Raw genomic sequence first — 17,967 nt, 5'->3', positions numbered from 1 at the left:
CCCGGGGTGGGAGCCGGATGTGGACGAGCCGCCAAAGTGGTGTAGACCTTACGTGGATCGTACGTACAAGAAGGGGTGGATCGAGAACCGTGAAGGGCCGTTACCAGAGGCTGGCCGCGTCCGGCGCCGCACTGTGCCTGACTGCCGTGACGCTGACCGGCTGCGGAGCCGTCGGCGGACTCACCGGGGACAACGAGGTGACCCTGCGGGTCGTGGCGGCCGATTACGGGGACAATCCGCAGAACTCCTCGGCCGTCTACTGGAAGGGCCTCGCGGAGCGCTTCGAGAAGGCCAACCCCGGCATCGACGTCGAGGTCAGCGTCTACTCCTGGTCGGAGGTCGACGCCAAGGTCGCCGAGATGGTCAAGGCCGGCAAGGCCCCCGACATCGCCCAGATCGGCGCCTACGCCGACTACGCGGCCGCGGGCAAGCTGTACTCGGCCGCGGAACTGCTCTCGGTCAAGACCGAGGCCGACTTCCTGGGACCCCTCGCGGACGCGGGCAAGGTCAAGCAGGTCCAGTACGGGCTGCCCTTCGTGGCCAGCACCCGGCTGCTCTTCTACAACGAGAAGCTGCTGACCGACGCGGGCGTCCTGGCCAAGGACGCCAAGGCCGGCTGGCAGCCCAAGAGCTGGGCGGACCTGGAAGCGGCGGCGAAGAAGCTCAAGGGAGCGGGCGTGCCCACTCCCTTCGCGCTGCCGCTGGGCCGCGAGGAGGCCCAGGCCGAGACGATGATGTGGACGCTGGCCGGCGGTGGCGGCTACACCGACAACGAGGAGTCGTACTCCATCGACTCCGCGGACAACGTCAAGACGCTGGAGTTCCTGCGGGACAAGATGGTCGGACAGGGGCTGACCGGACCGGTCGAGCCGGGCAGGCTGGACCGCCAGGCCGCCTTCGACGCCTTCGCCAAGGGCGAGGTCGGGATGCTCAACGGTCACCCCACGCTGCTGAAGCAGGCCGCCGCCAAGGGAGTGAAGTACGGCATGGTGCCGCTGCCGACCTCCGACGGGAGCGAGCAGCCGGCGATGGGCGTCGCGGACTGGATCATGGCCTTCAAGAACGGGCACCGCAAGGAGTCCGGCACCTTCCTGGACTTCGTGTACCAGCCGGACAACGTGATGGCCTTCACCGACCTGTACGACCTGCTGCCGGCCACCACCAGTGGCTACCACGCGAAGCAGAACGCCACGGGCGGCTCCTCGCCGCAGCTGAAGACCTTCCTGGCGGCGCTGCCGACCTCGCGGCTGTACCCGGTCGGTAAGAAGTCCTGGGCGGGCGTCAGCGAGGACATCAAGCAGAACATCGGCAAGACCGTCCAGCCGGGTGGGCAGCCGGCGAAGGTGCTGGAGGAGATCGCCACCGCGGCGCGGGCGGCCGACCAGCGCTGACGGCGGGGGCCTCTGCCGACGGCGGGGGACCGGGCCGGTGTCAGCGGGCGGCGTTAATCTGGCGGTATGACGGACGAGGGGCAGCTGACGGCCACGGAGGCCGCGGTGCTCGCGTACGAGGGACGCACCTGGCCGGGGCCCGGCGCGAAGGAGCGGGCGATCCGCGAAGGGCTGGGGATGACCCCCGTCCGGTACTACCAGCTGCTCAACGCGCTGATGGACGATCCCCGGGCGCTGGCCCACTCCCCGGGCACCGTGAACCGGCTGCGGCGGATCCGCGAGGCCCAGCGGGCCCGGCGGTAGCCGGCGTAGCCGTCACTCGTCCGGGCCGTTAGGGTCGTGCGTATGGGGAGCCAGCCGCACGACTTGCCGATGCCCGTCACCGCAGCCGGACGCGAGGGACTCGAAGCCCTCCTCCGCGTACCCCGCCGCTCCGTGGTCGCCTTGGACTTCGACGGCACCCTCGCCGACATCGTCCCGGACCCGGACCAGGCCCGAGCCCACCCAGGAGCCGTCCCGGCCCTGTCCGCGCTCGCCCCCGAGGTCGACTCGGTCGCCGTGATCACCGGCCGGCCGGCGGGCGTCGCCGTCCGCTACGGGGGCTTCGCCGGGGTGCCCGGGCTGGAACACCTCGTCGTCCTCGGCCACTACGGGGCCGAACGCTGGGACGCGGTCACGGGCATCGTGCACGCCCCCGCCGAGCACCCGGGCGTGGCGGCGGTACGGGCCGAGCTGCCGGGGTTCCTGGAGGCCATCGGGGCGTGGCGCGGGACCTGGATCGAGGAGAAGGGCCGCGCGCTGGCGGTGCACACCCGGCGGGCGGAGAACCCGGCGGCGGCCTTCGCGGCCCTGCGCGAGCCCCTGGCCGAGCTGGCGGCCCGCCACGGGCTGATGGTGGAGCCGGGCCGGGCGGTGCTGGAGCTGAGGCCGCCGGGCGTGGACAAGGGCGTCGCCCTGACGGAGTTCCTCGCGGAGCGGTCGGCGGAGGCGGTGCTGTACGCGGGCGACGACCTGGGCGACCTGGCCGCGTACTCGGCCGTCGAGAAGCGCCGGGCCGAGGGCCTGCCGGGCCTCCTGGTCGCCAGCGGCTCCGCCGAGGTCCCCGAACTGGCCTCCCGCGCCGACCTGGTCCTCCCGGGCCCGGGCTCGGTAGCGGCCTTCCTGTCGGCCCTGGCCGCGGCGATCACCGCGCCGCGCTAATTCAGCCTCGCGGGGGTTTGAGGCCGCCATCTCGCCGTGCCGGCCATCTCCGCCTCGCGGGCGTTTGAGCCGCACTAATTCAGCCTCGCCGGCGTTTGAGGCGCGAGGTCTGGGGCGGCGCCCCAGGAAGCGGACCTGCACGTCCGTTGCCCACCTCGGCGCCGTGGTCGGGGGCGCTGCCCCCGAGCCCCCGCGCCTCAAACGCCGGCGGGGCTGGATGTGCGGCGCCGCCGTCGGGGGCGCTGCCTCCGAACCCCCGCGCCTCAAACGCCGGCGGGGCTGGGTTTGGCCCTGCGGGGCGGGGTTTGGCCCAGCGCAACTGGATGTGTCCCTGCGGGGCTGGGGTGGCCCGGCGCAGCTGCAGGTGCCCCTGCGGGGCTGGGCGTCAGGCTCGGAGGTCCGTCAGCTGGGTGGTGAACCAGGCCGACGGGGGGAGGGCCGTCGCGGCTGCGGCCAGGCGCTTCGTGCGTTCCGCACGCTCCGCCTCCGGCATGGCCAGCGCCGCGTGCAGCGCCTCCGCCGTCGCCGTCACGTCGTACGGGTTCACCGTCAGCGCGTCCTCGCGGAGCTCCTCGTACGCCCCCGCGCCCGTCGACAGGACCAGCGCGCAGCCCGCCTCCGACACCACCGGGATCTCCTTCGCCACGAGGTTCATCCCGTCCCGGACCGGGTTCACCAGCGCCACGTCCGCCAGCCGGTACGCCGCCAGCGAGCGGGCGAAGTCGTCCTTCACCGACACCAGCACCGGCTGCCAGTCCGCCGTCCCGAACTCCTCGTTCACGGCCGCCGCCAGCTCCCGTACCGACTGGGTGTACTCCCGGTACACCGCCAGGTCCTGCCGTGAGGGGTACGCCGAGGCGAGGTGCACGACGCGGCCCCGCCATTCGGGGTGCGAGGCGAGCAGTTCCCGGTAGGCCAGCAGGCCCCGCAGGATGTTCTTCGACAGCTCCGTCCGGTCCACCCGGACGATCGTCTTCAGGCCGCCGACCTCCGCGCGCAGCTCCGCCAGCTTCGCGTCGACCTCCGGCCGGTGCGCGAGCGCGCGCAGCTCGTCGCCGTCCACGCCCAGCGGGTACACCGCCACGCGCGCCGTCGCGGCCCCCGTACCCGCCCCGGTGCCCTCCACGAACGCGTTCGCCCACGCCCGCGTGTGGAAGCCCGCCACGTCCGCGCCGAGCATCCCCCGCGCCAGCTCGACGCGGACGTCGGACGGGAGCATGTGGAGGAACTCCGGGGACGCCCACGGAGTGTGCGTGAAGTGCCCGATCCGCAGGTCCGGCCGCAGCTCCCGCAGCTGCCCCGGGACCAGCGCGAGGTGGTAGTCCTGCACCAGGACGCACGCCTCGGGCGCCGCCTCCTCGGCCAGGGCCTCGGCGAAGGCGCGGTTGTAGGACCTGTACGACTCCCACCGGCGCCAGAACGCCGCGTCGAAGACCGGCTCGCGCGGGATGTCGTACAGGTGGTGGTGGGTGAACCACAGCACCGAATTGGCGATCCCGTTGTACGCGTCGTCGTACACCGTGGGATCGATGTCCAGCATCCGGACGCCCGGCTCGGCCACCCCCCGGCGGACCGCCTCCCGGTCCGCCTCCGACAGCGCCGCGCAGATCCACAGCGTCTGCGGCTGCTCCGCGAGGGCCGCCGAGAGCCCGGAGACGAGGCCGCCCCCGCCGCGCCGGGCGCTGAGGCCGCCGTCGGTGTCGAGGGTGTACGAGAGGGGGCCGCGGTTCGCGGCGACGAGTACTTGATGGGATGCAGCCATGTCGCGAACCTAGCCCGGGCCGGGCCCGCTCAAACCGTCCGCTGCGTCACGCCACGCGCCGCACCGCGTACTCCTTGACCCCCAGCATCGGCGGCCGCTCCTCGGTGTCCACCGCGTACGTCCGCGGCACGAAGCCCTCCGGCCCCCGCTCGAACTGCGTCAGCTCCGGCCGTACGAGGTGCCCGCGCGAGAGCCGCAGCAGGGCCGTGCGGTAGATCGCCGCGGCCATCCGGCCCAGCGCCTGTCCGTCCTGATGGCGGTGCAGGCGTACGCCCACGTCCACCTGGGCCAGCGCGTCCAGCCCGACCGTGTGCAGCGCGTCCACCAGGAGGCCCAGCTCGACGCCGTACCCGACGGGGAACGGCAGCCGCTCCAGCAGGGAGCGGCGTACGGCGTACTCGCCGCCCAGCGGCTGGACGAAACCGGCCAGCTGCGGCCAGTGGAGGTTGAGCAGGGGACGGGCCACCAGCTCGGTGACCCTGCCGCCCTGGCCGGGAGCGTCGCCCAGCGGGCGGTCGTACATCGCCTTGACGAACTGCACGTCCGGCTCGGTGAGCAGCGGCCCGACGATCCCCGAGACGAAGGAGGCCGAGAAGTCGCGCAGGTCGGCGTCGACGAAGCAGACGATGTCACCGCTGGTGGCCAGCAGCGAGCGCCACAGCACCTCGCCCTTGCCGTGCAGCGCCGGGATCCTCGGCAGGATCTCGTCGCGGTGCACCACCCGCGCTCCCGCGTCCGCCGCGACCTGCGCGGTCCGGTCCTGCGAGCCCGAGTCGACGACCAGCAGTTCGTCCACCAGGGGGACGGGCAGTCCCTCGATCAGCTCGCGCCGGATCGTCTCGACGATCGCGCCGACGGTGGCTTCCTCGTCGAGCGCGGGCAGCACCACGCTGACCGTGCTGCCTGTCGCCCGTTTCCGGTCGAGCAGCTGGTCGAGCGGTCGGTCGGCGGCTGACCAGGAGCGGTCGGCCAGCCAGCGCTCCACCTCTTCCAGCACTCTCGGCACTCCCTGTTTCGTCCCCTGTATGGACCAGTTTGTGATCCATCTCGCGGTTCGGACGGCTGTCTCAACCACCCGGGCCTTCGGTTACAGTCTTGAACAACGCGAAGGACCACCGCATGCCGGGGGTCCCCGCGAACAAACGCACCGGCGCGCCACAGAGCGCGTATGCCGGTGCCATACCGCTCATCCAGAGGGGCAGAGGGACACGGCCCGTTGAAGCCCCGGCAACCCTCCAGTCGGTTCTCGCGATGCGTTGTACGCATCCCCGCGAGGTCCCCGGCTAGGGAAGGTGCCAATTCCGTCTCATGGCGAAGTGCGCCATGGGGAAGATGAGGAGAAAGGGCCTCGCCATCATGGCTGCACAGACTGTTGCCACCTCTGTCGATCTCGGACCTGCCACCGGCCTCTCGTGCCGTGAGTGCGGTACCCGCTTCGAACTCGGACCCGTCTTCGCCTGCGTCGAGTGTTTCGGACCGCTGGAAGTCGCCTACGACCTTCCCACCGGTGACCCCGAAGCCCTGCGCGCCGCGATCGAGGCCGGCCCGAACAACATCTGGCGGTACGCGCCGCTGCTGCCCGTCCCCGCGGACGTGGCCTTCAAGCCGAGCCTGAACCCGGGCTTCACCAAGCTCGTGGACGCGGCCAACCTGGCCAAGGAGCTCGGCGTCACCGGCAAGCTGTACGTCAAGGACGACTCCGGCAACCCGACGCACTCCTTCAAGGACCGCGTGGTCGCCATCGCCGTCGAGGCCGCCCGCGCCTTCGGCTTCACCACCCTGTCCTGCTCCTCCACGGGCAACCTGGCCGGCGCCGTCGGCGCCGCGGCCGCCCGGGCGGGCTTCCGCTCCTGCGTGTTCATCCCGCACGACCTGGAGCAGGGCAAGGTCGTCATGGCCGGTGTCTACGGCGGCGACCTGGTCGGCATCGAGGGCAACTACGACGACGTCAACCGCTTCTGCTCCGAGCTCATCGGCGACCCGCTGGGCGAGGGCTGGGGCTTCGTCAACGTCAACCTGCGCCCGTACTACGGCGAGGGCTCCAAGACCCTGGCGTACGAGATCTGCGAGCAGCTCGGCTGGCGGCTGCCCGACCAGATCGTGATCCCGATCGCGTCCGGCTCGCAGCTGACGAAGATCGACAAGGGCCTGCAGGAGCTGATCAAGCTCGGCCTCGTCGAGGACAAGCCGTACAAGATCTTCGGTGCCCAGGCCGAGGGCTGCTCCCCGGTGTCGACCGCCTTCAAGGCCGGTCACGACGTGGTCCGCCCGCAGAAGCCGAACACGATCGCCAAGTCGCTGGCCATCGGCAACCCGGCGGACGGCCCGTACGTCCTGGACATCGCGCGGCGCACCGGCGGTTTCGTCGAGGACGTCAACGACGAGCAGGTCGTCGAGGCCATCAAGATCCTCGCCCAGACCGAGGGCATCTTCGCCGAGACCGCGGGCGGCGTGACCGTCGGCGTGACGAAGAAGCTCATCGAGAACGGGCAGCTCGACCCGGAGCTGACCACCGTCATCCTCAACACCGGTGACGGCCTCAAGACCCTGGAGGCGGTGGCCGCGGACAGCGGGCAGACCGCCACCATCCGCCCGAGCCTGGACGCCTTCCGCGCCGCCGGCCTGGCGTGACCTGACCAACCCCCTGCTCTACCGGAAAGGCAGTAGCGCCATGAGCGTCAACGTCCGCATCCCCACCATCCTGCGCACCTACACCGGCGGCAAGGCCGAGGTCCCGGCCGAGGGCGCGAACCTCGCCGAGGTCATCGAGTCCCTGGAGAAGAACCACCCGGGCATCGCCGCGCGCGTCCTGGACGACCAGGGCAAGCTGCGCCGTTTCGTGAACGTCTACGTCAACGACGACGACGTGCGTTTCGAGGGCGGGCTGGAGGCGGTGACGCCGGACGGCGCCGGTGTCTCGATCATCCCCGCCGTGGCCGGCGGCTGCTGAACTCAGCGGAATTCGACGGGGACCCGACGGGGACCCGACGGGAACGCGAAAAAACGTAATTGCCCCCTCCGCTAAAAGCGGAGGGGGCAATTCTGCTTGATTGGGCGCGGTAGAGTTGGGGAAGTCCCCTCCGCGGTTCTTGCCCGCCGCATATGAACGGGCCGCGTGAGGGTCGACATCGGGCCAATGTGCAAGCGCGGTATGGGGCTTTGGCGAGACATGTCGGGCCCGAGTTGCCCTGGAAGATGCCGGATTTTCACTCTATTTCAATGTTTCTCGGTGCCCAGAATTCTCGTCGGATTGACCTGTTGCACACAGCACTCGCGCAGATACATTCAGCCTCGGTCGACGCGTTCCGGCGCAAGTTCTGACCCGGGAGCGCGAAGTGCGTTCCCGCGCAAGGGCCAGTAATAGGGGAGTTAGGCATGGCTCAGGGCACCGTCAAGTGGTTCAACGCGGAGAAGGGCTACGGCTTCATCGCGGTCGACGGTGGTGCGGATGTGTTCGTCCACTACAGCGCCATCCAGATGGACGGGTACCGCACCCTTGAAGAGGGTCAGCGGGTCGAGTTCGAGATCTCGCAGGGCCAGAAGGGTCCGCAGGCGGACATGGTCAAGCTCGCGCTCGGCTAGTCCTGAAGCGATCGACCAAGACGAACGACCAAAGACCTACGAGGGGCCCACATCCTGGACACGGGATGTGGGCCCCTCGTGCGCGTGCCCGGGGCGGACGGGGGTGCGGCGCGGTCGACACCGGGGTGTTGGCCCAAGCCGCTTGCACTCGGAGGGGTCGAGTGCTAATCATTGGCGTTAGCACTCTCCCGGTGAGAGTGCTTAAAACGAGGACCGGGTCGGTGAGGCCCGCAGGGTCCGGCGGGAAGGAACCGCCGGGCACGCAGGCCGTCCGTCGCGGGCGCGGGCGCGGTCCGGGAGCAATCCACCGCTGTCCGGGAGGACCACTTCAGATGGCCAAGATCATTGCGTTCGACGAGGAGGCCCGCCGCGGTCTCGAGCGTGGGATGAACCAGCTCGCCGACGCCGTCAAGGTCACCCTTGGCCCCAAGGGTCGCAACGTCGTCCTTGAGAAGAAGTGGGGCGCCCCCACGATCACCAACGATGGTGTCTCCATCGCCAAGGAGATCGAGCTCGAGGACCCGTACGAGAAGATCGGCGCCGAGCTGGTCAAGGAAGTCGCCAAGAAGACGGACGACGTCGCCGGCGACGGTACGACCACCGCCACCGTGCTCGCCCAGGCACTCGTCCGCGAGGGCCTGCGCAACGTGGCCGCCGGCGCCAACCCGATGGCCCTCAAGCGTGGTATCGAGAAGGCCGTCGAGGCCGTCTCCGCCGCCCTGCTCGCCCAGGCCAAGGATGTCGAGACCAAGGAGCAGATCGCTTCGACGGCCTCCATCTCCGCCGCCGACACCCAGATCGGCGAGCTCATCGCCGAAGCCATGGACAAGGTCGGCAAGGAAGGCGTCATCACCGTCGAGGAGTCCCAGACCTTCGGTCTGGAGCTGGAGCTCACCGAGGGTATGCGCTTCGACAAGGGCTACATCTCGGCGTACTTCGCCACCGACATGGAGCGTATGGAGGCGTCCCTGGACGACCCGTACATCCTGATCGTCAACTCCAAGATCGGCTCGGTCAAGGACCTGCTGCCGCTCCTGGAGAAGGTCATGCAGTCCGGCAAGCCGCTGCTGATCATCGCCGAGGACGTCGAGGGCGAGGCCCTGTCGACCCTGGTCGTCAACAAGATCCGTGGCACCTTCAAGTCCGTCGCCGTCAAGGCCCCGGGCTTCGGCGACCGCCGCAAGGCCATGCTCGGTGACATCGCCATCCTTACGGGCGGCACCGTCATCTCCGAGGAGGTCGGCCTCAAGCTGGAGAACGCCGGTCTCGACCTGCTCGGCCGCGCCCGCAAGGTCGTCATCACCAAGGACGAGACCACCATCGTCGACGGTGCCGGTGACAGCGACCAGGTCGCCGGTCGCGTGAACCAGATCCGCGCCGAGATCGAGAACTCGGACTCGGACTACGACCGTGAGAAGCTCCAGGAGCGCCTCGCGAAGCTGGCCGGCGGCGTGGCCGTCATCAAGGCCGGTGCCGCGACCGAGGTCGAGCTCAAGGAGCGCAAGCACCGCATCGAGGACGCCGTTCGCAACGCGAAGGCGGCCGTCGAGGAGGGCATCGTCGCCGGTGGTGGCGTGGCCCTGCTCCAGGCTTCCTCGGTCTTCGAGAAGCTCGACCTGTCGGGTGACGAGGCGACCGGCGCCAACGCCGTGAAGCTCGCCCTGGAGGCCCCGCTCAAGCAGATCGCCGTCAACGGTGGTCTCGAGGGTGGCGTCGTCGTGGAGAAGGTCCGCAACCTCACCGTGGGCTGGGGCCTGAACGCCGCGACCGGCGAGTACGTCGACATGATCGCCGAGGGCATCATCGACCCGGCGAAGGTCACGCGTTCCGCCCTGCAGAACGCGGCGTCCATCGCGGCCCTCTTCCTCACCACCGAGGCCGTCATCGCCGACAAGCCCGAGAAGGCCGGCGCCGGCGCCCCGGGCGGCATGCCGGGCGGTGACATGGACTTCTGATCGACCCCTGGCTCCGGCCTCTGGTTGATCGGCTGTTCTCGTACCGAGGGCGGCACCCTCTCCTCGCGGAGGGGGTGCCGCCCTCGGGCCTTTTCCGGCCCGCTAGAAGCCAGTGGTGTCCAGTTCGAAGCCGAAGGGCTCCGGGACGGGCAGCGGCTCACCGAAGGACACCGTCTTGCGGGACCGGTACCCGTGCGGGGAGGGGTCCCAGAAGCAGGTGATCTCCGAGTCCTGCATGTCCACGACCAGGTAGACCGGCACGAGCCGGCCGTACACCTCCAGCTTCTCGTTCCAGTCGACGTCCTTGGTGGAGACGGACGTGAACTCGCCGACCAGCGACAGCGCCGCTCCGTCCGCGTACAGCCCGTCCTCTTCGAACGCCGCCTCGTCCGCGACGTACAGGTCCGGCCCGTAGCCGCGCTCCGACGCTGCGAATCGGAAGAGGAAGGGCGAGGTGTCCGCGAAGTGCCCCTTCGGGACGTGAGCCTGGAGCTGCTCGCGCAGCATTCGCATGCGGCGGGAATAGCGCAGTTGCGAAAACGGCGACACGACGATCTTCCCCCGGATGAGCTCGGCCTTGAAGCCGTCTGGCGTGTTCAGCTCCGCGACCGTGCGCAGGAGTGTCTCGAACGTCGGTGGTGCCGCCTGCTCTATGGGTGTGGTCACCGTCGTCCTCCGCGTGGTGTGCCGTGCACTGGGCGTGGGCTCCGTTCCAGGCTAGCGGCGTGTGGATGGCCCCGCCCGGGTGCCGAGACGGATCACCACCCATCGAGCGGTTTTGATTGACTGGGGACATGAGCGATCTGTTCGTCAAGATCTGTGGGCTGCGGACCGCGCACGACGTCGACGTGGCCGTGGCGGCCGGAGCCGATGCGGTGGGGTTCGTCTTCGCGCCCGGCAGCCCCCGTACGGTCGACGCCGCGACCGCGCGGGACCTCGCCCGGCGGGTGCCGGACGGGGTGCTGACCGTCGGGGTGTTCCGGGGGCAGCCGGTGGACGAGGTGCGCCGGTTCACCGAGGACAGCGGCGTACGGGGCGTGCAGCTGCACGGCGAGGAGGGCCCGGAGGACTTCGCGGCGCTGCGCGCCGGCGGCCGGACCCTGCTGCGGGCCACCGCCGAGCGCGTGGAGCGCTGCGGCGAGTACGGCGAGGACCTGCTGCTGCTCGACGCCCCCGACCCCGGCTCCGGCACGCCGTGGAACTGGGGCTCGGCGGACTTCACCGCGCCCGAGGGGCGCTGGCTGCTGGCGGGCGGTCTGAACCCGGGGAACGTGCGCCGGGCCGTCGAGGTCACCGGCGCGTGGGGCGTGGACGTGTCCAGCGGGGTGGAGCGGGAGCGCGGGGTGAAGTCGCCGGACCTGATCCGCGCCTTCATCGAAGCAGCGCGGGGCCAGGGTGGCGTCTAGGTCGTCCGTCCGACCGCGGGCGAAGTCCCCTCGGCGGGTGAGCCGACCACTTCACCCGATCACCACACGACGGGGCGCGCCGCAACACCGGGGGAGTTGAGAGCGCCCCGCCGGATGGTCGGCTAGACGGCTGCGCCGAAGGAGGACGCGGTGCCGTCCTCCTCGACCGACTCCACGAGTGCGGCCCCCCGCAGGGCCTCGGCCTGCTCGGGGGAGAGGCGGGCCGCGAAGCCGTTCATCGCGCTGCGGTAGACGTGGATCGGGGTGAGCCCGTACGCCTGCGCGACGACGGCCGGGTCGAGACCGGGGCGCACGGCCACGATGTACGTCGGCCAGTCGGCGGCCGGGGCCGCCTGAGGGGCGGGAGCGGGCGGGGTGGTGGAGGCGTGGGCGGGCAGGGCGGCTACGGCGGCCAGTGCGGCGGCGGCGACGGCCGTCGGCAGGGCCCAGCTCGGTCGATTGCGCATGGGGTGAGGCGACCACGTGCGGCCGGGCCGGTCAACGACGTCCGGGGGTGTGGCGGGGCACTGGAAGCGCACCGGCTGTGCGCCCGCTGAAGTGGGGGCGGGCCGTACGGGTGATCTTGGCGGGGTCCGCCGCGCCCGCGCGGCCCCGGCCCGCGCGGGCGCGGCCTTGACGGCACGGGGATGAGCGTCTCTGCAGCTCGTGCGACTGGGCGTGTTGACGAGCCCGCGGGTGATCGGCCAGATGGGCGGGATGGTTCAAGCAGCGCCGAAGGGGCGCCCGAAGGAAAGGGTGGCCGTCCCCACAGAGCGTTCCTCGCCGTGGGGGCGGCTCAGCCATGCCGACCTTCCACCCCCGTCAGGGAGTCCTTCCATGCGCCTGCTCGCACGCCTGGCCACCGCCGCCCTCCTCGCCGTGACCCCGGCCGCGGTCGGCACGGCCTCCGCCGCCCCGGAGCCGCCCGCGGCCCCGGCCCCGCTGATCACGGCGGCCCATGCGGTGCCCGGCAAGTACATCGTGACCCTCGCGGAGGACCAGGACGCGGCGAAGGCCGCGAAGAAGCTGGGCCTGAAGCCGTCGTTCGTCTACACGGCGGCGATGAACGGATTCGCGGTCCCGCTCACCTCGCTGGAGCTGACGCTCGTCCGCAACAGCCTGGGTGTGGAGAAGGTGGAGGAGGACGCCTCGGTCCAGGCCCCGCCGATGCCGACCGTCGGGGCGACGCGCGCTCCGTCGAATTCCTGGGGCCAGGACCGCATCGACCAGAAGGGCCTGCCACTCGACCAGAGCTTCACCACCCAGGGCAATGGCGCCGGGGTGACCGCGTACATCCTCGACACCGGCATCGACTACCAGCACGCCGAATTCGGCGGCCGTGCCACCTTCGGCTACGACGCGGTCGGTGACGGCCGCGACGGCCAGGACTGCCAGGGCCACGGCACCCACGTCGCGGGCACGGTCGCGGGCGCGACGTACGGCGTGGCGCGCAAGGCGAACCTGGTCAGCGTCCGCGTCCTGGGCTGCGACGGCACGGGCACCTTGTCCGGGATCATCGCGGGCCTGGACTGGGTGGCGAAGAACGCCAAGCAGCCCGCCGTGCTGAACGGCTCCCTCGGAGGGGACAAGTCGGACGCGGTGAACGACGCCGCGACCGCCCTGTCCGACGCGGGTGTCCTGCCGGTGATCGCGGCGGGCAACTCCGCGCAGGACGCGTGCGGCGTCTCGCCCGCGTCCGCCGCGCGCGTGGTCACAGTCGCCGCATCCAACCAGTGGGACGAGGAGACCTTCTTCTCCAACTTCGGCCCGTGCGTGTCCCTCTACGCGCCCGGCCAGGCCGTCGTCTCCGCGAAGCTCGGCGGCGGCAGCGTGGCCCTCGACGGTACGTCGATGGCCGCGCCGCACGTCGCCGGTGTCGCCGCCCTCTACAAGCAGGCACACCCGACGGCGGCCCCGGCGGAGATCGCCGAATTCCTCGACGGCGAGTCCACCAAGGACGTCCTGACCAGCGTCAGCAAGGGCAGCCCGAACCAGCTGCTGTTCACCGGCGGGATCTGACCCGTCAGAGCGTCGCGACGAAGGTCGCCCAGGCCCGTGCGTGGAACACGACGTGCGGGCCTTCGGGCTGCTTGGAGTCCCGGACGGGGACGAGGTCGGGGTGGCCGTCGGCGACTTCGAGGCAGCTGCCGCCGCTGGCGTCGCTGTACGTGGACTTCCGCCAAGTGGCCATCTCCAGGCAGTCGCCGCCACTGCCGCCGCTATAGCTGGACTTGTGCCACACGGCTGCCGACAGGTCGTACTCAGGCGTGCTGGTCATGTTCGTATTCCTCCGCCACCGACTCGATCAGGGCCAGGGACTTGCGCGGTGACAGCGCGTTGGCCGTGAGGAGATCGTAGGCCAGGGTGTGTTGGGTGACCGTGGCCGGATCATCGAAGAGCTGGCCCGTACCCATTCCTTGCACATACGTGAGCGGGGGAGCGTCGTCGAAGGACATCAACTTGAGGGAGCCTTCCATGGCCGAATGGGGGCCGGCGCTGAACGGCAGTACCTGCACGATGACGCGGTGCGTCCGCATCAACCTCGCGATGTGACGTAGGCCTTCGGCCAATACCGTCGGGTTGTCCCCAGGGCGGCGAAGAACCGCCTCGTCGAGGACACACCAAAACAGTGGTGTAGTTGGATCGTTGAGCAACGAGGCCCTGGCCAGCCGGTTCGCGACCAGATCGTCGATGGTCTCTTCTGTCGCTGTCGGATGGTAGGCGCGAAATACTTCCCGCGCGTACGCCTCCGTCTGGAGCAGTCCGGGGATCAGCTGGGGCGCGTACTCCCGGATCTCGGTCGCCAGCGCCTCCGCCTCGGCTGCAGCCGCGAAGTGGTCCGGGTACTTGGACTTCGCCGCCGCCTCGCAGTTGCGGGTGAAGAAGCCTCCCGTGCCGAGGATTTCGTCGATCTTGCGGGCGTATTCGAGGTGCATCCGGCGGGTGCCGGCTTCGAGCTGGCCGATGAACGAGCCGCTCACGAAGAGGGGTTCTCCCAACTCGGCCTGACTCATGCCGGCGCGCTCGCGCGCCACGCGGAGTTCGGCGCCGAGGAGGGCGCGGGGTGAGGTGGAGGGGTCGAGGTCTTTTCCTGCCATGGCAACTCCCTGGAACACGTGGGGTTGTTGCGGGTTTCGCATTGAAAGGCTAGCGAGCGGGTCGCCACTCTGAGTGTCGAAGTCGGATACTCAGAGTAGAAAGGTGACATGTCATGGTGCTCACGCCACAGGAGCGCATGCAGGCGGCTGAGGAGGCCGTCCAGCAGCTGAGGGAGTCCCTCGCCGGGGTCGGCGTCTGCTTCCCCTCGCTGGACGTGGAGCGGGTCTCGGCCGCGGGCTCGTACGGGCTGCCGTTGGTCGAGCTCGGCCGCTGCAACCTGGACACCGCGCTCCGCCTCGCCGCCGTTCTGCACGAGCGGGCGGCCGGCGCGTGAGCGAGGCGCTGCAGGCGGCGGAGTTCGCCTTCGAACTGGGCTGGAAGCTGCGGGGGCTGGAGACGGCCCTGGTCGGCGGTGCGTGGCGGCGCAAGGGCATGGGGCCTGCTGTGCGCGTGCGGCGCGCGGCGGGGGGCGGGGGGCTGTTCACCGCCGTCGGGGATGACGGGGAGCGGCGCGAGACGCGGTCGGCCGAGACCGCGGACGAGGCGACGGCCCTCGTGCACGAGGCGTTCGGCCTGACGGCGTGGCGGCCGCTGCCGCCTCCGCCGCCGGGGTGGCAGCGGTTCACGCTGATCCACTGCCCGGTGCAGGAGTGCCCGGAGTTCGACGACGTGCGCTATGAAAGCCTCAAGGCGCGTCCTCCGCGAGGGTGTTCGCCCGAGGAGGTCGGTGGGTACTTCGCGCTGCGCTGCGAGCGGCCCGGAGCGCGGCTCCTGGACGCGGTCGCCGAGACCTGCCGGGAGATCCGGCAGGAGCACGGCCTGCTCATGAACGACCTGGGCATCGAGAAGCTGGGGGAGTGGGCGGCGGACGGTACGGACGGCTGGGGCGCGGAGATCGTCGGCCAGCTGCTGCTGATGGCGGCCGAGCGCGGGCCCAAGCTCGGCTACAGCGAGGACGACCTGGTGCGGTTCCTGCGGACCGCGGCCGCCGTCCCTCGGCGTGAGGTCGTCACGGGCGGCTGACCACGTCCGTGCGCAGACGGGCGTGGAGGTGCTCGTCGTGCCAGCCGTCCGCGTGGAGGAGGGCGCCGCGCATGGTGCCCTCCAGGGGGAATCCGGCCTTGGTGGCGATGGCGCAGGAGGCGGGGTTGGCCACCGAGTGGGTGATGCGCACGCGCTGGAGGCCGAGTTCGTCGAAGGCCCAGCGGCCGATGAGGTCCGTGGCCGTGACCATGAGCCGTTTGCCGCGTCCGGCGGGGAGCAGCCAGTAGAGGATTTCGCCGCTGCCGCCGCGGAGATCGAGGTCGGCTACGCCGATCAGGCCGACGGCCGGGCCGCCGGTGGCGGGGGCGATCGCCCAGATAGCGGCCTCCTCCGCCTGCCAGAGGCCGCGGAACCGCGCGATGCGGTCCTCGGCCTCCGCCAGGGTGCGGTGGCCGGGGCGGTTCCAGTGCTGGATGTCGGGGTCCTTGCAGGCCGCGACCAGTGAGGGGGCGTCGTACGTCTCCCAGGGCCGCAGCAGCATCCGGCCGGGGAGGGCGAGCTCGGGCTGGGGCAGGGAGGACATCCGGCCGGCGGGCACGACCGCGGGTATGGGCTCGCAGGCGCGGAACCGGGCCAGGAGGGCGCGGCCCTCGGGGCCGTCGGGGCGGAAGAACTGCCGGGTCAGCTCGGGCGGGACGGCCGGGCCGTGGAGGCGGGCCTCGTGGCAGTCGAAGCAGAACCGCGCCTCGAACAGCGGGGGTTCGAGTGCGTCGCGGTAGGCGCGGATCGCCCAGCCGGGATGCTGGTCGCAGCGGTGCGGTGCGCTGCGCGGCAGGGCGGCGATCAGGGCGAGGGCCGGCTGCGCCTCGGCCGGTGACCAGACGGCGACCGGCTTGCCCGGGTGGGGTTCGTCGTGGCCGGGGGGTACGGGGTCGAGGCGTATGACCTCGAAGAGGGTGGCGCGGGCGAGGGCTTCGGTGGGGAGCAGCATGGGCACAGCATCGTGCGCGCCGCTCCCCACCGGCCAATCGGTGAGGGCAGGGGCGGGGGATTTCGGCCAAGGGGGGCTTCAGGCCAGGGCCGGGGCTCTACGTCAGGGCCGGGGCCTTGTCGGGTTCGGCCACCGCGTCCGGGGTGGGGTCCGGGTCGGTGTTCAGGTCGGCCAGCATCTGGCTGGTGAAGCCGAAGAAGTAGGTGGCGGCGAAGCCCACGAGGTAGCCCACGGTCAGGCCGCCCGCATAGACGGCGACGGTGGCGCCCATGCCCGACGTGCCGTCCAGGAGGGGGAACAGGGCCCAGCCGGAGGGCCCGATGGCCGTGGAGCCGAAGGACAGGCCGAGCTGGTGGAAGAGGCCGACGAAGGCGCCGCCCGCCGCGCCGCCCACGCAGGCGGTGACGAAGGGGCGGCCGAGTGGCAGGGAGACGCCGTAGATCAGCGGTTCGCCGACGCCCAGGAAGCCCGCCGGGAGCGCGGACTTGATGGTGGCGCGGAGCGAGCGGTTGCGCGGCAGCCGGTAGTAGACGGCGATGGCCGCGCCGACCTGGCCCGCGCCCGCCATGGCGAGGATGGGGAGCAGGACGGTGTGGCCGGACTGATCGATGAGGGTGGTGTGCAGGGGGATCAGCGCCTGGTGCAGGCCCAGCATGACGAGGGGCAGGAACAGCCCGCCGAGGACCAGGCCCGCGAAGGCGCCGCCGGTGTCGAGCAGCCGGTTGGCGAAGGCACCGATGGCGGCGGAGGCCTCACCGGCGAGGAACATCAGGCCGAAGAGGGTGACCAGGCCCGGGATCAGGACCGTCAGGGTGGGGGTGACCAGGACGTCCAGGACCTCCGGGACCCACCGGCGGCACCACTTCTCCACGTGCACGGCGAGCAGGGCGGCGGCGAGCGCGCCGAGGACGCCGCCCTGCCCGGGCGAGAGGGAGTGACCGAAGGCGTCGATCTTGGCGACGCCGGGGAAGACGATGATCGCGGCGACCGCGCCGCCCAGCACGGGCGTGCCGCCGAACTCCTTGGCCGTGTTGTGGCCGACGAACACGGCGATCAGCGACAGGAAGCCGGAGGCGATGGCGGCCAGGGCCGGGACGACGGCGGGCAGCCAGCCGAGGTTGGTGAGCATGCCGCCCAGGCCCGCGATGATGCCGCAGCCGATCAGTGCGGGGATGAGCGGGACGAAGATGTTCGCGAGGCGCCGCAGGAACAGTTTGAAGGGGGTGGAGTTGCGTGCCTTCTGCGCCTCCTTCAACGCGGCGCCCCGGTCCGCCAGTCGGTCGGCCGTGACCGGGTGCGGGTGCGGATGCGGGGTGGCAGGGGCGGCCGGTGAGCGGCGTTCCTGGACCAGAGCCTCAAACTGCGGGGTCACGCGGGCGACCGCGCCCGGGCCCAGCACGATCTGGTAGGTGTCGTCCTCGACCACGCCCAGGACCGCCGGGAGGGCGCGCAGGGCCTCGTCGTCGACGAGCGAGCGGTCCCGCAGGCCGATGCGTAGACGGGTCATGCAGTGCGCGATCGAGGTGATGTTGTCCGGGCCGCCGACCAGGGGGAGGATCGCGGCGGCGGTGGCGCGGTTCGGGTCCGTGGACATGGT

19 protein-coding genes and 1 riboswitch are annotated in these 17,967 nt (G+C 71.1%); of the genes, 11 read left to right on the top strand and 8 right to left on the bottom strand.

Annotated elements, in window-relative coordinates:
- Nucleotides 1-89: 89 nt before the first annotated feature.
- The 3 genes from AC07DU_RS08295 to otsB all read left to right on the top strand — a co-directional run bounded on the left by AC07DU_RS08295 (nucleotide 90) and on the right by otsB (nucleotide 2,591).
- On the top strand, nucleotides 90-1,391 hold the full coding sequence (locus AC07DU_RS08295) for an extracellular solute-binding protein (RefSeq protein WP_360894056.1): 1,302 nt from the start codon (nucleotides 90-92) through the stop codon (nucleotides 1,389-1,391).
- Between the two features lie 66 nt (nucleotides 1,392-1,457).
- Nucleotides 1,458-1,694 (top strand): DUF3263 domain-containing protein, encoded by a 237-nt coding sequence (locus AC07DU_RS08290; protein ID WP_453289016.1) that lies wholly within the window; start codon nucleotides 1,458-1,460, stop codon nucleotides 1,692-1,694.
- A gap of 42 nt (nucleotides 1,695-1,736) precedes the next feature.
- Nucleotides 1,737-2,591 carry a trehalose-phosphatase gene (otsB, locus tag AC07DU_RS08285; protein WP_479028971.1) on the top strand — a complete coding sequence of 285 codons (855 nt, stop codon included), beginning with the start codon at nucleotides 1,737-1,739 and terminating at the stop codon, nucleotides 2,589-2,591.
- Between the two features lie 385 nt (nucleotides 2,592-2,976).
- Here the strand turns inward: otsB and AC07DU_RS08280 are convergent, their stop codons facing one another.
- Together AC07DU_RS08280 and AC07DU_RS08275 are read right to left on the bottom strand one after the other, a co-directional pair.
- A complete protein-coding gene (locus AC07DU_RS08280) occupies nucleotides 2,977-4,353 on the bottom strand; it encodes an alpha,alpha-trehalose-phosphate synthase (UDP-forming) (RefSeq protein WP_453373981.1) in 1,377 nt (458 codons plus the stop codon).
- A 46-nt stretch (nucleotides 4,354-4,399) separates the two neighbouring features.
- Entirely contained in the window at nucleotides 4,400-5,350 is a 951-nt protein-coding gene (locus tag AC07DU_RS08275; RefSeq protein ID WP_479110300.1) for a glucosyl-3-phosphoglycerate synthase, read from the bottom strand.
- Between the two features lie 186 nt (nucleotides 5,351-5,536).
- A riboswitch (SAM riboswitch) is annotated at nucleotides 5,537-5,692 on the top strand.
- 17 nt (nucleotides 5,693-5,709) lie between these two features.
- Between AC07DU_RS08275 and thrC the strand changes: the two genes are divergently transcribed.
- The 4 genes from thrC to groL all read left to right on the top strand — a co-directional run bounded on the left by thrC (nucleotide 5,710) and on the right by groL (nucleotide 9,890).
- On the top strand, nucleotides 5,710-6,984 hold the full coding sequence (thrC, locus tag AC07DU_RS08270; RefSeq protein WP_479110298.1) for a threonine synthase: 1,275 nt from the start codon (nucleotides 5,710-5,712) through the stop codon (nucleotides 6,982-6,984).
- Between the two features lie 40 nt (nucleotides 6,985-7,024).
- Entirely contained in the window at nucleotides 7,025-7,303 is a 279-nt protein-coding gene (locus AC07DU_RS08265; RefSeq protein WP_360894038.1) for a MoaD/ThiS family protein, read from the top strand.
- Nucleotides 7,304-7,728: 425 nt separating this feature from the next.
- On the top strand, nucleotides 7,729-7,935 hold the full coding sequence (locus tag AC07DU_RS08260) for a cold-shock protein (protein WP_030009783.1): 207 nt from the start codon (nucleotides 7,729-7,731) through the stop codon (nucleotides 7,933-7,935).
- Between the two features lie 332 nt (nucleotides 7,936-8,267).
- The gene (gene groL / locus AC07DU_RS08255; RefSeq protein ID WP_360894033.1) at nucleotides 8,268-9,890 is read left to right on the top strand and encodes a chaperonin GroEL; all 1,623 of its coding nucleotides are present in this window, start codon (nucleotides 8,268-8,270) and stop codon (nucleotides 9,888-9,890) included.
- A 102-nt stretch (nucleotides 9,891-9,992) separates the two neighbouring features.
- Here the strand turns inward: groL and AC07DU_RS08250 are convergent, their stop codons facing one another.
- Nucleotides 9,993-10,556 carry a Uma2 family endonuclease gene (locus AC07DU_RS08250; protein WP_479028964.1) on the bottom strand — a complete coding sequence of 188 codons (564 nt, stop codon included), beginning with the start codon at nucleotides 10,554-10,556 and terminating at the stop codon, nucleotides 9,993-9,995.
- A 128-nt stretch (nucleotides 10,557-10,684) separates the two neighbouring features.
- Here AC07DU_RS08250 and AC07DU_RS08245 point away from each other — a divergent pair, with 128 nt between their 5' ends.
- The gene (locus AC07DU_RS08245) at nucleotides 10,685-11,296 is read left to right on the top strand and encodes a phosphoribosylanthranilate isomerase (RefSeq protein ID WP_479110296.1); all 612 of its coding nucleotides are present in this window, start codon (nucleotides 10,685-10,687) and stop codon (nucleotides 11,294-11,296) included.
- A 122-nt stretch (nucleotides 11,297-11,418) separates the two neighbouring features.
- Here AC07DU_RS08245 and AC07DU_RS08240 read toward each other — a convergent pair whose 3' ends face one another.
- Entirely contained in the window at nucleotides 11,419-11,763 is a 345-nt protein-coding gene (locus tag AC07DU_RS08240) for a protease inhibitor I9 family protein (RefSeq protein WP_479110294.1), read from the bottom strand.
- A 370-nt stretch (nucleotides 11,764-12,133) separates the two neighbouring features.
- Between AC07DU_RS08240 and AC07DU_RS08235 the strand changes: the two genes are divergently transcribed.
- Nucleotides 12,134-13,315 carry a S8 family peptidase gene (locus AC07DU_RS08235; protein WP_479110292.1) on the top strand — a complete coding sequence of 394 codons (1,182 nt, stop codon included), beginning with the start codon at nucleotides 12,134-12,136 and terminating at the stop codon, nucleotides 13,313-13,315.
- 4 nt (nucleotides 13,316-13,319) lie between these two features.
- Here AC07DU_RS08235 and AC07DU_RS08230 read toward each other — a convergent pair whose 3' ends face one another.
- Together AC07DU_RS08230 and AC07DU_RS08225 are read right to left on the bottom strand one after the other, a co-directional pair.
- The gene (locus AC07DU_RS08230; RefSeq protein WP_479110291.1) at nucleotides 13,320-13,574 is read right to left on the bottom strand and encodes a DUF397 domain-containing protein; all 255 of its coding nucleotides are present in this window, start codon (nucleotides 13,572-13,574) and stop codon (nucleotides 13,320-13,322) included.
- Nucleotides 13,558-14,394, bottom strand: coding sequence for a helix-turn-helix domain-containing protein (locus AC07DU_RS08225; protein ID WP_479110289.1), 837 nt, complete (start codon nucleotides 14,392-14,394; stop codon nucleotides 13,558-13,560). Before AC07DU_RS08225 ends, AC07DU_RS08230 begins: the two co-directional genes overlap by 17 nt.
- Nucleotides 14,395-14,507: 113 nt before the next feature.
- Between AC07DU_RS08225 and AC07DU_RS08220 the strand changes: the two genes are divergently transcribed.
- The gene (locus tag AC07DU_RS08220; RefSeq protein WP_360894017.1) at nucleotides 14,508-14,729 is read left to right on the top strand and encodes a hypothetical protein; all 222 of its coding nucleotides are present in this window, start codon (nucleotides 14,508-14,510) and stop codon (nucleotides 14,727-14,729) included.
- Nucleotides 14,726-15,418, top strand: a complete 693-nt coding sequence (locus tag AC07DU_RS08215; protein ID WP_479028952.1) for a hypothetical protein — start codon at nucleotides 14,726-14,728, stop codon at nucleotides 15,416-15,418. Before AC07DU_RS08220 ends, AC07DU_RS08215 begins: the two co-directional genes overlap by 4 nt.
- Here the strand turns inward: AC07DU_RS08215 and AC07DU_RS08210 are convergent.
- The gene (locus AC07DU_RS08210) at nucleotides 15,405-16,370 is read right to left on the bottom strand and encodes a GNAT family N-acetyltransferase (protein WP_479110287.1); all 966 of its coding nucleotides are present in this window, start codon (nucleotides 16,368-16,370) and stop codon (nucleotides 15,405-15,407) included. The genes AC07DU_RS08215 and AC07DU_RS08210 overlap by 14 nt on opposite strands.
- A gap of 97 nt (nucleotides 16,371-16,467) precedes the next feature.
- Nucleotides 16,468-17,964: a PTS transporter subunit EIIC gene (locus AC07DU_RS08205; protein WP_479028950.1), complete on the bottom strand. Its 1,497-nt coding sequence runs from the start codon at nucleotides 17,962-17,964 to the stop codon at nucleotides 16,468-16,470.
- Between the last annotated feature and the right edge of the window lie 3 nt (nucleotides 17,965-17,967).

This window comes from Streptomyces sp. NPDC045695, assembly GCF_056432025.1.
This window is presented reverse-complemented; position numbering and strand designations above follow the sequence as displayed.

Coding starts and splice junctions, on each gene's coding strand:
- AC07DU_RS08290 (WP_453289016.1), top strand. CDS start 1,458: ATGACGGACGAGGGGCAGCTGACGGCCACGGAGGCCGCGGTGCTCGCG.
- otsB (WP_479028971.1), top strand. CDS start 1,737: ATGGGGAGCCAGCCGCACGACTTGCCGATGCCCGTCACCGCAGCCGGA.
- AC07DU_RS08280 (WP_453373981.1), bottom strand. CDS start 4,353: ATGGCTGCATCCCATCAAGTACTCGTCGCCGCGAACCGCGGCCCCCTC.
- thrC (WP_479110298.1), top strand. CDS start 5,710: ATGGCTGCACAGACTGTTGCCACCTCTGTCGATCTCGGACCTGCCACC.
- AC07DU_RS08265 (WP_360894038.1), top strand. CDS start 7,025: ATGAGCGTCAACGTCCGCATCCCCACCATCCTGCGCACCTACACCGGC.
- AC07DU_RS08260 (WP_030009783.1), top strand. CDS start 7,729: ATGGCTCAGGGCACCGTCAAGTGGTTCAACGCGGAGAAGGGCTACGGC.
- groL (WP_360894033.1), top strand. CDS start 8,268: ATGGCCAAGATCATTGCGTTCGACGAGGAGGCCCGCCGCGGTCTCGAG.
- AC07DU_RS08245 (WP_479110296.1), top strand. CDS start 10,685: ATGAGCGATCTGTTCGTCAAGATCTGTGGGCTGCGGACCGCGCACGAC.
- AC07DU_RS08240 (WP_479110294.1), bottom strand. CDS start 11,763: ATGCGCAATCGACCGAGCTGGGCCCTGCCGACGGCCGTCGCCGCCGCC.
- AC07DU_RS08235 (WP_479110292.1), top strand. CDS start 12,134: ATGCGCCTGCTCGCACGCCTGGCCACCGCCGCCCTCCTCGCCGTGACC.
- AC07DU_RS08230 (WP_479110291.1), bottom strand. CDS start 13,574: ATGACCAGCACGCCTGAGTACGACCTGTCGGCAGCCGTGTGGCACAAG.
- AC07DU_RS08225 (WP_479110289.1), bottom strand. CDS start 14,394: ATGGCAGGAAAAGACCTCGACCCCTCCACCTCACCCCGCGCCCTCCTC.
- AC07DU_RS08220 (WP_360894017.1), top strand. CDS start 14,508: ATGGTGCTCACGCCACAGGAGCGCATGCAGGCGGCTGAGGAGGCCGTC.
- AC07DU_RS08210 (WP_479110287.1), bottom strand. CDS start 16,370: ATGCTGCTCCCCACCGAAGCCCTCGCCCGCGCCACCCTCTTCGAGGTC.
- AC07DU_RS08205 (WP_479028950.1), bottom strand. CDS start 17,964: ATGTCCACGGACCCGAACCGCGCCACCGCCGCCGCGATCCTCCCCCTG.